Here is a 15,135-nt window from a genome sequence, read left to right as displayed (position 1 = left end):
TAAAGTGCGTAGAAAATAGAAGTTGCACAATACCAGCTTTGGGTTGATGCCTAACTTTTTCTACCTGAACTTTACCAGCTTATCCACCTGTCTTTGCCACCTACTTATTGCATGAAGCACTTTTTCTCTTCGCGCCTATGGCTGCTCTTGCTGCTCGCCTGCGGGCTGCTGGCCCCGCCCCTGGCCGCACAGGTGCTGCCCGGTACCGTTAGTGCCGGCGGCAACCACACGGTAGCCATTCACCCCGACGGCACCCTGTGGGCCTGGGGCAACAACACCAACGGCCAGCTCGGCGACGGCACCACCACCACCCGCTCCACACCGGCCCAGGTGGGCTCGGCCACCAACTGGAAGAGCGTCAGCGCGGGCACCAGCTACACCGTGGCCCTCAAGACCGACGGCACCCTGTGGGCCTGGGGTTACAACATCTCTGGCCAGCTCGGCGACGGCACCACCTCCCAGCGCAACGCCCCGATACAAATCGGCACGGCCACCGACTGGAAGAGCGTCAGCGCGGGCAACAGCCACACGCTGGCCATCCGCGCCGACGGCACGCTCTGGGCCTGGGGGCAGAACGGCAGCAACCAGCTCGGCGACGGCGCTACCACCGACCGCACCAGCCCCACGCAAATCGGCACGGCCACCAACTGGAAGAGCGTCAGCGCGGGCAGCAGCCACACCGTGGCCCTCAAGGCTGATGGCACGCTCTGGACCTGGGGGTTCAACGGCGCCGGCCAGCTCGGCAACGGCACCAACGCCCGAAGCATCACGCCGGTGCAGGTGGGCACGGCCACTGACTGGGCCAGCACCGGCGCGGGCGGCAGCCACACCGTGGCCCTTAAGGCTGATGGCACGCTCTGGACCTGGGGCCACAACTTCTACGGCCAGGGCGGCGACGGCACCACCGTCAACCGCCTCACGCCGGGGCAAATCGGCACGGCCACCGACTGGAAGAGCGTCAGCGGCGGCGGCAGCCACACCGTGGCCCTCAAGGCTGATGGCACGCTCTGGACCTGGGGTATCAACGGCGCCGGCCAGCTCGGCGACGGTACTACCACCCAGCGCAACGCGCCGATACAAATCGGCGCGGCCACCGACTGGGCCAGCGTCAGCGGCGGCAGCAACCACACCCTGGCCCTCAAGGCCGATGGCACCCTCTGGACCTGGGGCAACAACGCCAGCAGCCAGCTGGGCACGGCGGCCTATTCCCAGACTTTCATTTCCAGTCCTTCTCCCTTGGAGCCTCTGGCAGCTACCTGGGCTAGTATCGATGCTGGCACCAGCCACACCGTGGCCCTCAAGGCCGACGGTACCCTGTGGGCCTGGGGGCAGAACGCCAGCGGCCAGCTCGGCGACGGCACCACCACCCAACGTCCCACGCCCGGGCAAATCGGCTCCGACACCAACTGGAAGAGCGTCAGCGCGGGCACCAACCACACCGTGGCCCTCAAGGCCGACGGCACGCTCTGGGCCTGGGGGCAGAACGCCAGCGGCCAGCTCGGCGACGGCACTACCACCGGCCGCACCACACCGGTGCAAGTGGGCGCGGCCACCGACTGGGCCAGCATCAGCGCGGGCGGTACCCACACCCTGGCCCTCAAGGCCGACGGCACCCTGTGGGCCTGGGGGCAGAACACGAACGGCCAGCTCGGCAACGGCACCACCACCGGCCGCACCACACCGGTGCAAGTGGGCGCGGCCACCGACTGGGCCAGCGTCAGCGCGGGCGGCAGCCACACGCTCGCCCTCAAGACCGACGGCACCCTGTGGGCCTGGGGGCAGAACACGAACGGCCAGCTCGGCAACGGCACCACCACCCGCACTACCACACCTACGCAGGTGGGCGCGGCCACTAACTGGAAGAGCGTCAGCGCCGGCAATGGCCACACCGTAGCCATCCGCGCCGATGGCACCCTGTGGGCCTGGGGCAACAACAATACAGGCCAGCTCGGCGACGGCACCACCACACAGCGCAACACCCCCGTTCAAGTGGGCGCGGCCACCGACTGGGCCAGCGTTAGTACCCGCAGCAACCACACCGTGGCCCTCAAAGCCGACGGCACGCTCTGGACCTGGGGGCAGAACGCCAGCGGCCAGCTCGGCAACGGCACCACCACCGGCCGCACCGCTCCCGTGCAAGTGGGCGCGGCCACCGACTGGGCCAGCATCAACGCGGGCGGCAGCCACACCCTGGCCCTCAAGGCCGACGGCACGCTCTGGACCTGGGGGCAAAACTCCAACGGCCAGCTCGGCACCGACTACAACTCGCGCACCTACATTCCCACACCCGCCCAATACGATGCGGCCCTGGTCACGCTGAACCTGGCGGCTTCCAGCAACGCCTTCGGTGCGGGCATCCGGCCCAACGGCGTGCTGGTGATGTGGGGGTCAAATGGTATGGGTGAGCTGGGCGACGGCACGACCAACGACCGCATCATACCCGCGCCGGTTGATCTGGCCGCTCGTTGGGTGCAGGTTAGCCTTGGCGCCTACCATGCCGTGGCCATACGCGCTGACGGCACGCTGTGGGCCTGGGGCTACAACCTCTTCGGCCAGCTCGGCGACGGCTCCACCACCGGCCGCTCCACGCCGGTGCAGATTGGCACCGCCACCTGGAAAAGCGTCAGCGCCGGCAATGGCCACACCGTGGCCATACGCGCCGATGGCACGCTGTGGGCCTGGGGCAACAACGGCGTTGGCCAGCTCGGCGACGGCACGGCCACCAACCGCACCAGCCCTACGCAAATCGGCACGGCCACCACGTGGACGCAGGTCAGCGCGGGCACGCAGCACACGGTCGCGCTCAAGGCCGACGGCACGCTTTGGACCTGGGGCTACAATCAGTACGGCCAGCTTGGCAACGGCAGCTTTAGCTTCTCACCGGAATTCACTGGCCCAGTGCAGGTCGGCACCGGCACCAGCTGGGTGCAGGTCAGCACCAGCACGGACCACAGCGTAGCCCTGCGTGCTGACGGCACCCTGTGGAGCTGGGGCAAAAACGACTACGGGCAAGTAGGCAATGGTACCGTATCCCCCCAGCAGCCTAGCCTGGTGCAAATCGGTACGTCCACTGCCTGGACGAACATAAGCGGGGGTGGTTTCCACACCGCGGCGCTCAAGGCCGACGGCACCCTGTGGGCCTGGGGCAACAACAGCTTTGGCCAGCTCGGCGACGGTACCACCACCGACTCGCCCAGCCCCGTGCAGGAAGTCACCTTGCGCACCGACTGGCGGGCGGTAGCAGCGGGTTATGTTTTCACCCTGGGCCGCACCACGCAAGGCTACGGCTTCCTGAGCACGGGCGGCAACTACAGTGGCCAGCTCGGCGACGGCACCACGGACAATTCCACCCGCTTCGACCGCGTGAGCCCGCTGCTTTCGGTGCAGCCGCTGCCCGTGACGCTGGTGCGCTTCACGGCCCGCCGCGCTTCGGCCGCGCAGGTGCAGCTGGCCTGGGCCACGGCGCAGGAGCAGCACAACGCCGGCTTCCGCGTGGAGAAAAGCTACGACGGGCAGCGCTGGCAGGCGCTGGGCTTCGTGGCCGGCCACGGCAACACCACCACGGTCCAGCAGTACGCCTACCAGGATGCCGAAGCCGCTGGGGCATACTACCGCCTGGTGCAGCAGGACCAGGATGGTGCCGAAACCCGCTCCGAAGTGCGCTTCGTGGCCGGTGGCGCCACGGCCGCGGTGCAGCTCTTCCCCAACCCGGCCACGACCTCGGTGCAGCTCGTTGGGGCCGCGGCCACGGCCGAGGTGCAGCTGCTCACGCTGCAGGGCCGGGTGCTGCGCCGCTTCCCGGCCGGCACCGCCCGGCTCGATTTGCGCGGGCTGCCCGCCGGCCTCTACCTGGTGCGCTCCGGCCAGCAGGCCGCACGCCTCGTGGTGGAATAAACATCCCCCTAGTTGCAGAACGGAGCTAAGGCTAGCTCCCCTCCTCAGCTGAGGAGGGGCTGGGGGTGGTTGAAAGGTTATAGCTAGAAGTCCAGGACTAGATGACGGCCAAACGTCAAGGCCAACCACCCCTAGCCCCTCCTCAGCTGAGGAGGGGAACTAACTCCAACTCTAGCTATAGTCCTCGGCTGCTCCACAGCTTGCGCCCAAAGCACGAACGGCCGGCCTCCCACGCGGGAGGCCGGCCGTTCGTGCTTTCTTTCAGATGCAAGCGCCGTTACGCCGGCTGCGGGGCCGAGTGGTTGCCCTCTCCGGCCGGCTCGTCGCCGTCACGGTGGGGGCCGCCGTGCTCCTCGTCGGGCTGGTAGTTGGCTTCCAGCTCGGCCAGCTTGGCCTTGCCGTAGGCCAAGCGCGTGATGAGCACGTAGAGCACCGGCACGATGAAGATGGCCAGCAGCGTAGCCGAGAGCATACCGCCGAGCACCGTCCAGCCGATAGTCTGGCGGCTCTGGGCGCCAGCGCCGGAGGCAAATACCAGCGGCAGCACGCCCAGGATAAAGGCCAGCGAGGTCATCACGATGGGGCGCAGGCGCAGGCGCACGGCCTCCAGCGTAGCATCTACCAGCGGCATGCCCTTGTCCACGCGTTCCTTGGCAAATTCGATGATCAGGATGGCGTTTTTGGCCGACAAACCAATCAGCGTAATCAGGCCGATCTGCGCGTACACGTTGTTGGTGAGCTTGGGCAGGAAGGTCAGCGCCAGGATAGCCCCGAACGCGCCCACCGGCACGGCCAGCAGCACCGAGAAGGGCACCGACCAGCTTTCGTAGAGGGCGGCCAGGAACAGGAACACGAACACGATGGACAGCGCGAAGATGTAAATCGTCTGCCCGCCGGCCAGCAGCTCCTCGCGCGTCAGGCCCGAGAATTCGTAGCCGTAGCCCTGGGGCAAGGCCTGCGACGCCGTTTCCTGCAGAGCCCGGATGGCGTCGCCGGACGAGTAGCCTGGGGCGGCGTTGCCGTTGATTTCGGCCGAGCGGAACAGGTTGTAGTGCGAAATCAGCGGGGCCGACTCGGTGCGCCGGTACGAGGTGACGGTGCTCAGCGGCACCATGCCGCCCTGGTTGTTGCGCACGTAGTACTGGCCCAGGTTCGAGATGTCGCCGCGGTAGGCCGAGTCGGCCTGGGTCACGACGCGGAAGTTGCGGCCGTAGAGCGTGAAGTCGTTCACGTAGGCCGAGCCCAGGTAGGTGCGTAGCGCCGTGCCGATATCGGCAATGGACACGCCCAGCTTCTTGGCTTTTTCGCGGTCGATGGTGAGCTGGTAGCCCGGGGTATTGGCGGTGAAGAACGAGAACGGCCCGGCCAGCTCCTTGCGCTGGCGCAGCGCGCCCATGAAGCTCTGCAAGGTGGCGTCGAAGTTCTTGATGTCGCCGCCGGCTTCGCGCTCCTGCAGCACGAAGCTAAAGCCGCCGGTGTTGCCCAGGCCCGGAATGGCCGGGGGCGAGATAACCACCACGTTGGCTTCCTTGAAGCGCCCCAAACGCTGCTGCACCTGCGTAATCAGGCCCTGCAGCTGCTCCTCCTTGCTCTTGCGTTCCTCCCAGGGCTGCAGCTGGCAGAAGATGGTGCCGCTGTTCGACTTGGAGGAGAAGTTCACCGCGTTCAGGCCGCCGAGGGCGGCGTAGTGGCGGATGCCTTTTACCTGCGCCAGTTCCTTCATCATCTCGTGCAGGGTGTTCACGGTGCGCTCCGTGGAGGAGGCTTCCGGCAGGTTGAAGGTCACGATCAGGCGGCCTTCGTCCTCGGTCGGGATAAAGCCCGAGGGCTTGTTCTTAAACAGCAGCCCGGTACCGGCCACGATGCACACCAGGATGATGACCACCAGCCGCGAGTGACGAATGCCGCGGCCCACGCCGTTGCCGTACTTGTTGGTGACGCGGTCAAACCACGTGTTGAACTTGAAGAAGAACTTGTCGAGGCCGCGCGAGTGCTCGTCGCGCTTGTGGGGCTTGAGCAGCAGCACGCACAGGGCCGGGGTGAGCGACAAGGCCACGAAGGCCGAAATCAGCACCGAAATGGCAATGGTAATGGCAAACTGCTGGTACAGGCGGCCCGTGATGCCGGGGATGAAGCCTACCGGCACGAACACCGCCGCCAGAATCAGGGCAATGGCAATTACCGGGGCCGAAATTTCGCGCATGGCCGCCAGCGTGGCGTCCAGCGGCGAGAGGCCCCGCTCGTTCATGTTGTGCTCCACCGCTTCCACCACCACGATGGCGTCGTCCACCACGATACCGATGGCCAGCACGAAGCCGAACATGGTAAGTGTGTTGATGGTGAAGCCCAGCGGGATGAAGAACAGGAAGGTACCCACGATGGACACCGGAATGGCCAGCACCGGAATAAGCGTGGAGCGCCAGCTCTGCAGGAACAGGTACACCACAATCACCACCAGCACCAGGGCCTCGACGAGCGTATGGAGCACCTCGTTGATGGACACCTTCACCACCGTGGCGGCCTCGAAGGGCACCACGTAGTCGAGGTCGGCCGGGAACTGCTTCTTGAGCTGGGTCATGGTGTTGTTCACGTTCTCGAAGGTTTCGAGCGCGTTGGCGCCGGGCGCCTGGTACACCAGCAGGTAGGCGGCGCGCTTGCCGTCCACGAAGGAGTTCGAGGAGTAGTTGAACTTGCCCAGCTCCAGGCGGGCCACATCGCGCAGGTACACCACCGAGTTGTCCTCGGGCCGGGTTTTCACGATGATGTCGCCGAACTCCTCAATGGAAGCCAGGCGGCCCTTCACGAACACGATGTACTCAAACGTCTGCCCCGTTTGGGCCGGCGGCGCCCCGATGGAGCCGGCGGCAATCTGCGCGTTCTGCTCCTGAATGGCGGCCGTGACTTCCTGGGCCGTCACGCCCAGTTGCGAGAGTTTGTCGGGGTTGAGCCACACGCGCATCGAAAAGTCGTCGGCGCGCGACACGATGTCGCCCACGCCCTTGGTGCGCAGCAGGGCGTCCTTGATGAAGAGGTTGGCGTAGTTGTCGAGGAAGGTGGTGTTGTGCGAGCCTTTGGGAGCGTACAGGGCTACCAGCATCAGAATGCTGGGGTTACGCTTGCGCACCGTGAGGCCCAGGCGCTGCACTTCCTGCGGCAGGGTGGGCAGGGCAATGCCCACGCGGTTCTGCACGTCGAGGGCGGCGATGTTGATGTCGGTGCCCACTTCGAAGTTCACCGTCATGCTCATCTGCCCGTTGCTGGTGCTGTTGCTCTGCAGGTAGGTCATGCCGGGCGTGCCGTTTACCTGCACTTCCACGGGCGTGGCCACGGTCTGCTCCACCGTCTGGGCATCGGCGCCGGTGTAGGTGCCGCTCACCGATACGGTGGGCGGCGTGATTTCCGGGTACTGCCCCACGGGCAGGTTCAGGATGGCCAGCACCCCGACCAGCACAATCACCAACGAAATGACGATGGCCGTGACGGGGCGCCGAATAAAGGTTTCTGCAATCATATTGCCTCACCCCCCGGCCCCCTCTCCGAAAAAGAGAGGGGGAGCCTGACGATTATGGGGGGTTGGTTACGTCAGATGAATGCTTGGTTTCTTGTGCTAGCTTGTTGCTAACTCCCCTCCTCGGCTGAGGAGGGGCGGGGGTGGTTGATTTTGACAGCTCGGTGGCTTCTCGAACTAGCTTTTTGACTCTAATTCTTCAACCACCCCTCCTCATCTGAGGAGGGGAATTAGCTCTGGTCTGCCTAGCGCGTATTGTTGCCGCTGTTGCCGACGGCAGGAGTGCCGGTGCTGGCGCCGTTGTTGGCGGCCGAGCCCGCGCCCTGGCCGGCAGCGCCGTTGGGCTGGCCCGGAGCGCCACCGGCGGCGGCCTGGCCCGGCGAGCCGGCCTGAATCAGGCCGCCGTCGCGCAGGCGGTTCAGGCCCTCGGTCACCACCTGGTCACCTTCCTTGATGCCGCCGAGGATGACAATCTGGTCGCGCAGGCGCGGGCCGAGCTGCACCTTGCGCTGGCGCGCCTTGCTGCTGTCGCCGGCCACGAAGACGAAGTTTTCGCCCATCTGCTCGGTCACGGCCTTGAACGGGATGACGATGCGCTGGCCCGACGTCTCGTTGAGCACGCGTAGTACGCCGCTCATGCCGTCCTTCAGCTTACGGTCGGGGTTCTGAAACTGCACCCGCACCTGAGCGGTACCGGTTTGCTGGTTGATGCCCCGGTCGATAGCCAGTATCTTGCCCGGCTGCAGGTAGCTGGTGCCATCGGGCAGCTGCAGGCGGAAGGTGGAGTCGCCGCGGCCGGTGCCCCGGCGCTGCAGCTCGGCAAAGCGGTTCAGGTCGGCTTCGGGCACCACAAAGTCCACGCCCATGGGGTCTTCGCCGCTGATGGTGTTCAGCAAAGTAGAGCCGGGGCTGACCTGGGAGCCCAGGCGCACCTGCGAAATGCCGATGCGCCCCGTGAACGGCGCCTTGATGAGCGAGTAGCCCAGGTCGGTGCGGGCCGCATCGAGGGCAGCCTGGGCCACGGCCACCTGGCTCTGAGCGGTGGCGTAAGCAGTCTGCGCGTTGTCCACGATCTGGCGGGCAATGGCGTCCTGCTGGGCCAGCCGCTCGTAGCGGTCCAGGTTCACGCGGGCATTATTGGCCGTGGCCTGGGCGCTGCGCACGCTGGCCTGGGCCTGCTGCACGGCCGCCTCGTATTTGCGCCGGTCAATTTCGTAGAGGGTTTTGCCCTTGGGCACCACCTCGCCTTCCTTAAAGAAGATGCCGGTGATGAAGCCCGTTACCTGGCTGCGCAGCTCCACGTTGTTGAGCGCTACCACAGTGGCGGGGTATTCGTCGTAGTACACGGCCTCGCTGGTGCGGGCTTCCACCAGCGTCACGGGCGTGGCGGGCGGCGGGCCGGCGGGTTTGTCGGCCTCTTTGTTGCCGCAGCCGGTCCAGGCAAACAGCCCCGCGGCATAGCTCAGGGTAAGAATGGTCTTCTTCATATCAAACGGGAAGCAGCAAAAGCTTAGTAAGTGGTGGGCAACGTGCCCTGGGCGCGCAGCAAATCCACCTTGCTGCTCAGCACCTGAAACAAGGCGCTGTAGTAATTGAGCTGCGCGGTGCGCAGCGTGGACTGGGCCACGATGACGTCGAGGTAGGTCTTGATGCCCTCGCGGTACTGCAGGTTCACTACCGAGTACACTTCCTTCGACAGAGCGAGGTTGCGCTGGCCCATCACGTAGTTTTCGTAGAAGCCCTTGTAGTTGGCCAGCGCCTGCTCAAACTCAGTGTTGATGCGGTTGCGGGTAGCTACCAGGTCCTGGTCGATGCGCTGATCCTCCAGCCGCTCGCGGCGCAGGTTCTGCAGGCGGCGCGTGCCCGTGAAGATGGGCAGCGAGAGTTGCAGGCCGGCGTAGGAGTTGGGCAGGCGCTGGTTGTAGAGCGTGCGCAGCTCGTTGCTCAGGAAGGCCGTGTTGTAGTTGCCGAAGGCCGACACCGAAGGCAGCCAGCCGTACTGGTAGTAGCTGATCTGGGCGTTTTGCAGGGCCTTTTGCGTCTGCAGCTGCTGAAACTCGACGCGGTTGGCCGGCTCCAGCGCCACGGTGGTATCCACGGCCGCGTCGCGCATCAGCCGCAGGGTGTCGTACTGCAGGGCCAGGGGCTGCTGACCGGCCAGGCCCATCAGCTCCTTTAGGAAGGCGGTTTTGCTTTTGATGGCTTCCTGGGCCTGCTTGCGGTCCACCAGGGAGTTGTTGAGCAGGATTTCGGCCTGCTTGTAGTCGATTTTGTCGACGATGCCGGCCTCGTAACGGGCGCGGGCATCCTGCAGGCTGCGCTGCAGGCGCACGATGTCCTCGTTGAGCACATCGAGCTGCCGCTGCGAGAGCAGCACGTCGTAGAAGGCCTTGCTCACGTCCGACACCACATCGATGCGCACGCCCACGGTGTTCTGCTCGTAGAAGCGCCGCGACGGGGCCGCGCTGCGCAGGGCCAGGCGCACGTCGTTGTTGTAGATGGTCTGGGTGGCGGCCAGCCCGATGGTGGACTGGTTGCGCAGGCCAATCTGGCGCGGCGTATTGATGCCGTCGATGGGAATAACGGTGTAGGGCAGCTGGAAGTAGTGCTGCCCGGTGGCATTCAGCGCCACCTGCGGCAGCCAGCCCGCCAGCCCGATGCGGACGTTGGCCTCGTTGGTTTCCTCATCGATGCGGGCCTGCCGCAGCACGGGCTGGTTCTGGAGGGCAAACTGCAGGCACTGCTCCAAAGAAAGCGGGCCGCTCGGGGGCGGCGGGGTGGTTTGGGCCTGCACGGAGGGCGTGCTCAGGGCGAGGCAGAGGCCGCCCAGCAGGCCGGCGGCACGGGCCGCCCGGGGGAAGTAGCGCATGAAGCCAGGGCGCCTGGGGCGCGCAAAATGCAAAGGGGCTTGGGGTAGCGACATCACAAAAGTATTCCGGGAACCGGCGGCAGGTGCCGCCAATCAGCTGTACCGCTGCCAGGGGCAGCGACAAAGCCACGCCTAACCGGCCGCGGCGTGGCGGCACGAATCAGGTAAACCAAGGACGGGTGGGTGGGTAAGCGGGGGGTGGTAGGCTCTGTTAAACCGAGACCGGGCTGAAATGTTCGGCGGCGAGCTTTACGGACTTCGTTGGTCAACCAATTGCTGCATCTGCCGGGCGTTGTGAATGGCCGAGGCGTCGATGTCATTGTTGAAGTACAAGAACGCCTGTTCGGTGCCCGGGGCTGCATCGGCGGCCGCTTTTATGCCCTGCAAAAAGTCCTCGTCGTAGGGCGAGTGGTAGAGCAGCGGCACGCCGTGGAAGCGGTAATAGAGCGTGGGCGCCGTGGTTACCAGCGCGTTGGGCAGCTCGGGGTGGCTCTGCCCGCAGAACACCACGCCCCGGGCCCGCAGCGCGGCGTACACGTCCTCCTGCCACCAGCTGGGGTGGCGAAACTCGAGCACGTTGGTAAAGCTGGGATTAAGCGCCTGCAGGATGCGCGCCAGCCGCTCGGGGGTGTACACCGTGCGCGGCGGCAGCTGAAAGAGCACCGGCCCGAGCTTTTCCTGCAGGCCATCCTGCACCGTGCCGTAGAAATCGGTGAGCAGCGCGCCTACCTCGTTGAACTGCTTATAATGGGTAATCAGGCGCGGCGCCTTCACGGCAAACACGAAGTCGGCGGGGCTGATCTGGTACCAGTTCTGCAGAAACGAGAGCTGCGGAAAGCGGTAAAAGGTCACGTTCAGCTCCAGGGTGCGAAAGTGCTGGGCGTAGAACTCGAACCAGCGCCGCATGGGCAGCTTCTCGGGGTAGAAACGCCCGCGCCAGTGGCGGTAGTGGTAGCCGGAACAACCGATGTGGTACAGGGGCATGGCAGAGGGGCCGCTAGTGCACGGAACTGCCTTGTACGCAACCTGCTGCCCGCGCGCTGCCTCCGGCCGGCCACAACTCTTTGTCGGCTCCACCAGTAGGTAAACACCACAACCAACCACACCTGATTAGCTATGGCTACTTCCCAAACTGCCCTTATCACCGGCGCCAGCAGCGGCATCGGCTTCGAGCTGGCCCGCTGCTTTGCCCGCGACGGACACCGCCTGATCCTCTCCGCCCGCGAGCAAGCCGGCCTGCAGGAGGCCGAGCAAAAGCTCAAAAGCGAGTTTCCCGAGCTGCAAAGCACCAGCATCGCCGCCGACCTGAGCACCCACGAAGGCCCGCAGCAGCTCTACGACGCGGTGAAAGCCCAGGGCCTGCAGGTAGACATCCTCGTCAACGACGCCGGTTTCGGCGAGGCCGGGCTGTTTACCGAAACCGATCTGCAGAAGGAAATCGGCATCGTGCACGTCAACGTGATGTCGCTGATGTACCTGACCAAGCTGTACCTGCGCGACATGGTGGCCCGCAACAGCGGCAAAATCATGCAGCTCGGCTCGGTGGTGTCGTTCCTGCCCAATCCGCGCCAGGCCGTGTACGCCGCCACCAAGGCCTTCGTGCTCAGCCTCTCCGAAGCGCTGCAGCAGGAGCTGAAGGAGCAGCAATCCGACGTGGCCATCACGGTGCTCTGCCCGCCCGCCACCGAAACCAACTTCTTCAAAGTAGCCGGCGCCGAGGACACCAAAATCGGGCAGAGCAAGAAGGCTACGCCCGAGGAAGTGGCCGAGGCCGGCTACAAAGGCCTGCTGGCCGGCGAGGCGCGCGTGCTGCCCACCTTCGGGGCCAAGATGAACTTCGCCAGCAGCGTGTTCTTCCCCGACTCCATGCTGGCCACGATGATGGACATGCAGATGCAGCCGGAAGAGAAAAAATAACTTTCACTTATCGTGCAGGTGCTGCGGGCCGGGGTCAGTCTTTATCAGGACTGACTTCGGCCCGCGGTTGCGTCAGGCCCCTGGCCCGACCACAACCCTACCCGCGCGCAGCTAGTACATTGGCAGCGCGGCCCTTCGGTTGCGCCGCCCTCTTTTTCGCCTTCTCTCCGATGAAACGCATCGTCACGCTTACCCTCAACCCCACCGTCGACAAGAGCACGACGGCCGACCAGATTGTCCCTGATCAGAAGCTGCGGTGCACGGCGCCCAAATTTGAGCCCGGTGGCGGCGGCATCAACGTATCGCGCGCGCTGCGCCGCTTCGGTGCCGATTCGGTGGCGGTGTTTCCGGTGGGCGGGCCCTCGGGCATGCTGCTGCGCGAGCTGCTGGAGCAGGAGCAAATTCAGCAGCAGCCGGTGCAAACGGTGGGGCGCACCCGCGAAAACTTTATCGTGGTCGACTCCACCACCGGCCAGCAGTACCGCTTTGGTATGCCCGGCGCCGAACTGACCGCCGAGGAGCAGCAGCAGGTGCTGCACACGCTCCGCAACCTGCCTGATGTGCCCGAATTCCTCGTCATCAGCGGCAGCCTGCCGCCCGGCGTCGAGCCGGAGTTTGTGGTCCGAATCGTGCGGGCAGCCAAGGGCCTCGGCATTAAGGTGGTCGTCGATACTTCCGGCCCGGCCCTGCACCAGGTGCTGGCCGAGGGCGTGTACCTGGCCAAGCCCAACGTGGGCGAGCTAAGCAAGATGGCCGGCGTGGACGAGCTCGACAGCGAAGCCGTAGCCGCTGCCGCCCATACCCTGGTGCAAGACGGCAAGTGCGAAATCGTGGTGACTTCGCTGGGCCCGCAGGGCGCCTGCGTCGTCACCCGCGACCTGGTAGACCATATCCCCGCCCCCGCCGTGAAAAAGCGCAGCACCGTGGGCGCCGGCGACAGTATGGTGGCGGGCCTGGTGTACGGGCTGGCCACCGGCCTGTCGGTGCGCGAAACGGTGCGCCTGGGCGTGGCCTGCGGCACGGCCGCTACCATGAACCCCGGCACCGAGCTGTTTCGCAAGGAAGACGTGGACAAGCTCTACCGCTGGCTGCTGCAAACCACCCTGCCCGCCGCCGCGGCGTAGGGTTTTAATGAAGAAGGAGGAATGAGGAAGGAAGAGTGGGTTTTGTCCCAGTCATCCTTCCTCATTCCTCCTTCTTCATTACTTTTTATCATTTCTCCTTCTGCATCAACCCTTGCATCTGCTGCGCATTCAGCGCCCCTACCCCGCCGATGCCGTTGTTGAAGAACACGTAAGCTTCCTGCACACTGGGCGCGGCGCGTACGTCGTCGGCCAGCTGCTGCAGAAAGGCGGGGCTGTAGCTGGATTTGTAGAGCTCCGGCACGCCGTGCAGGCGGTAATACAGCAGCTTGCCGGTGCTGATGACTTCGTCGGGCAAGGGCATGGGGTGGCTTTGGCCGCAGAAGCTGATGTCGTGGCGGCTGAGCGTGCGAAACACCTCCCCGTCCCACCAACTGGGGTGCCGAAATTCCAGCACGTTTTGGTAAGCTGGGTCGAGGTGCTCCAGGATGCGGCCCAGCAGCTCTTCGGTGTAGGCGGCTTTGGGCGGTAGCTGAAACAGTACCGGCCCGAGCTTGTCGCGCAGCCCCTCGCGCACGATGCCGTAGAAATCGGCCAGGACGGGCGCGGCTTCGGCATTAAACTTCTTGTAGTGCGTGACGATGCGCGGGGCCTTCACGGCGAAGCGGAAGTGTGCCGGGCTCTGCGCGTACCAGCTTTCAAAGGCCGATAGCTCCGGCATGCGGTAAAAAGTCACGTTCAGCTCCAGCGCGTTGAACTGGGTGCAGTAGTACTCAAACCATTTACGCGGGGGCAGCTCCGGGGGGTAAAACACGCCTTTCCAGTCGCGGAAGTGAAAGCCGGAGCAGCCGATGTGGTAAGTAGCGGGCATAGTAGCAAAAGCCTGAAGGGCGGCTCGGGAAAACAGCCGCGGAGCTTGGCATACGCGCCCCAGCGGCCGGTGGCCATAACCTCAGCCGCCAATTCGCAGTACTGACTGCCTCCGCAGGCTGTTTTTCGGCCGGCGTACTCCGCTCCGTTTTCTTCGCATTCCCGCATTCCATGAGCTATTCGCGCACTTTCCGTGCTGAGACCGAAGCCGAGCTTTGGCCGCAGTTGCACGCCGACCTGACCACCACCGACCTCGTCGACTACCAGGCCGACCTTGACCAGGGCCCCTACCAACTGCAGCTGGAGCTGCAGGTAGATGCGGCCGCTGGCACCTACTCTTACCTCAAACTCGCCGCCCGCGTGCCGGGCCGGCCGCTGCTGCGCTTCGCCCTGCACGAGCAAACCTGGCTGCAGGAAATCGGCAAGTTGCTGGGCATGGAAGACGTGGAGCTGGGCTTCCCCGAGCTCGACGCGGCTTTCATCATTTCCACCAACGACACGGCCACGCTCAAAGACCTGCTGGCCGACAGCGCCGTGCAGGAACTGCTGCTGCGCCACCGCGCCCTGCGCCTGGTGCTCACGCCCGCGTCGCTGGCCGCCGGCGCCGATGTGCTGCTGACCGCCACCCACACGCAAGGCCCGCTGGCCATCGAACAGGTGCAGGAAATCTACCACCTGCTCAGCACCCTGGTGCAGCGCATTGCCGCCCGGCGGGCATCCTCCGTGCTGCTGGCCTGAGCCGTTATTTGGCCGAGGCTACAAGCGCCGCTGCCGCGCTTCGGATTACTGTTGGGCAGTTCCGGAGTGCGGCAGCGGCTTGTTTTGGCGGGTTTATCCTGACGGCCTCAGTGCGAGGGAATGACGTGGAAGAACCGCAGCACCCACCCAAACAGGTAGAAGGCAACTAGCAGCATGATATAGAACCACCACGGCACGCCGCCGCGAAGTCCACCGAAGCCCCTGTACTTTTTCTGTTGCGTTTCCATAAAGCAGCC

At 65.1% G+C, this 15,135-nt stretch carries 10 protein-coding genes; 4 read left to right on the top strand and 6 right to left on the bottom strand.

Going from position 1 to position 15,135, the window contains the following annotated elements; genetic code table 11:
• Window positions 1-111 precede the first annotated feature (111 nt).
• Window positions 112-3,894 (top strand): T9SS type A sorting domain-containing protein, encoded by a 3,783-nt coding sequence (locus B0919_RS07575; protein ID WP_078011628.1) that lies wholly within the window; start codon window positions 112-114, stop codon window positions 3,892-3,894.
• Window positions 3,895-4,171: 277 nt separating this feature from the next.
• On the opposite strand, the gene B0919_RS07570 is transcribed toward B0919_RS07575, so the two are convergent.
• The 4 genes from B0919_RS07570 to B0919_RS07555 form a co-directional block, all read right to left on the bottom strand.
• Complete coding sequence (locus tag B0919_RS07570) at window positions 4,172-7,405, bottom strand: efflux RND transporter permease subunit (protein WP_078011627.1); 3,234 nt, start codon at window positions 7,403-7,405, stop codon at window positions 4,172-4,174.
• A 242-nt stretch (window positions 7,406-7,647) separates the two neighbouring features.
• On the bottom strand, window positions 7,648-8,889 hold the full coding sequence (locus B0919_RS07565; RefSeq protein WP_078011626.1) for an efflux RND transporter periplasmic adaptor subunit: 1,242 nt from the start codon (window positions 8,887-8,889) through the stop codon (window positions 7,648-7,650).
• A gap of 23 nt (window positions 8,890-8,912) precedes the next feature.
• Window positions 8,913-10,271, bottom strand: coding sequence for a TolC family protein (locus B0919_RS07560; protein ID WP_176132918.1), 1,359 nt, complete (start codon window positions 10,269-10,271; stop codon window positions 8,913-8,915).
• 249 nt (window positions 10,272-10,520) lie between these two features.
• Window positions 10,521-11,255, bottom strand: coding sequence for a DUF72 domain-containing protein (locus B0919_RS07555; RefSeq protein WP_078011624.1), 735 nt, complete (start codon window positions 11,253-11,255; stop codon window positions 10,521-10,523).
• Window positions 11,256-11,387: 132 nt separating this feature from the next.
• On the opposite strand from B0919_RS07555, the gene B0919_RS07550 reads away from it, so the two are divergent.
• Window positions 11,388-12,188, top strand: coding sequence for an SDR family NAD(P)-dependent oxidoreductase (locus B0919_RS07550; protein WP_078011623.1), 801 nt, complete (start codon window positions 11,388-11,390; stop codon window positions 12,186-12,188).
• Between the two features lie 170 nt (window positions 12,189-12,358).
• Complete coding sequence (locus tag B0919_RS07545) at window positions 12,359-13,312, top strand: 1-phosphofructokinase family hexose kinase (protein ID WP_078011622.1); 954 nt, start codon at window positions 12,359-12,361, stop codon at window positions 13,310-13,312.
• A gap of 88 nt (window positions 13,313-13,400) precedes the next feature.
• On the opposite strand, the gene B0919_RS07540 is transcribed toward B0919_RS07545, so the two are convergent.
• The gene (locus B0919_RS07540) at window positions 13,401-14,141 is read right to left on the bottom strand and encodes a DUF72 domain-containing protein (protein ID WP_078011621.1); all 741 of its coding nucleotides are present in this window, start codon (window positions 14,139-14,141) and stop codon (window positions 13,401-13,403) included.
• Between the two features lie 170 nt (window positions 14,142-14,311).
• Here B0919_RS07540 and B0919_RS07535 point away from each other — a divergent pair, with 170 nt between their 5' ends.
• Entirely contained in the window at window positions 14,312-14,878 is a 567-nt protein-coding gene (locus tag B0919_RS07535) for a hypothetical protein (RefSeq protein WP_078011620.1), read from the top strand.
• 107 nt (window positions 14,879-14,985) lie between these two features.
• On the opposite strand, the gene B0919_RS25170 is transcribed toward B0919_RS07535, so the two are convergent.
• On the bottom strand, window positions 14,986-15,126 hold the full coding sequence (locus tag B0919_RS25170; RefSeq protein ID WP_176132917.1) for a hypothetical protein: 141 nt from the start codon (window positions 15,124-15,126) through the stop codon (window positions 14,986-14,988).
• Between the last annotated feature and the right edge of the window lie 9 nt (window positions 15,127-15,135).

It is taken from the genome of Hymenobacter sp. CRA2 (assembly GCF_002007105.1).
Lineage (GTDB): Bacteria > Bacteroidota > Bacteroidia > Cytophagales > Hymenobacteraceae > Solirubrum.
This window is presented reverse-complemented; position numbering and strand designations above follow the sequence as displayed.

What these genes read in the sequence shown, in the direction of transcription:
- B0919_RS07575 (WP_078011628.1), top strand. Translation starts at nt 112, where the DNA reads ATGAAGCACTTTTTCTCTTCGCGCCTATGGCTGCTCTTGCTGCTCGCC.
- B0919_RS07570 (WP_078011627.1), bottom strand. Translation starts at nt 7,405, where the DNA reads ATGATTGCAGAAACCTTTATTCGGCGCCCCGTCACGGCCATCGTCATT.
- B0919_RS07565 (WP_078011626.1), bottom strand. Translation starts at nt 8,889, where the DNA reads ATGAAGAAGACCATTCTTACCCTGAGCTATGCCGCGGGGCTGTTTGCC.
- B0919_RS07560 (WP_176132918.1), bottom strand. Translation starts at nt 10,271, where the DNA reads ATGCGCTACTTCCCCCGGGCGGCCCGTGCCGCCGGCCTGCTGGGCGGC.
- B0919_RS07555 (WP_078011624.1), bottom strand. Translation starts at nt 11,255, where the DNA reads ATGCCCCTGTACCACATCGGTTGTTCCGGCTACCACTACCGCCACTGG.
- B0919_RS07550 (WP_078011623.1), top strand. Translation starts at nt 11,388, where the DNA reads ATGGCTACTTCCCAAACTGCCCTTATCACCGGCGCCAGCAGCGGCATC.
- B0919_RS07545 (WP_078011622.1), top strand. Translation starts at nt 12,359, where the DNA reads ATGAAACGCATCGTCACGCTTACCCTCAACCCCACCGTCGACAAGAGC.
- B0919_RS07540 (WP_078011621.1), bottom strand. Translation starts at nt 14,141, where the DNA reads ATGCCCGCTACTTACCACATCGGCTGCTCCGGCTTTCACTTCCGCGAC.
- B0919_RS07535 (WP_078011620.1), top strand. Translation starts at nt 14,312, where the DNA reads ATGAGCTATTCGCGCACTTTCCGTGCTGAGACCGAAGCCGAGCTTTGG.
- B0919_RS25170 (WP_176132917.1), bottom strand. Translation starts at nt 15,126, where the DNA reads ATGGAAACGCAACAGAAAAAGTACAGGGGCTTCGGTGGACTTCGCGGC.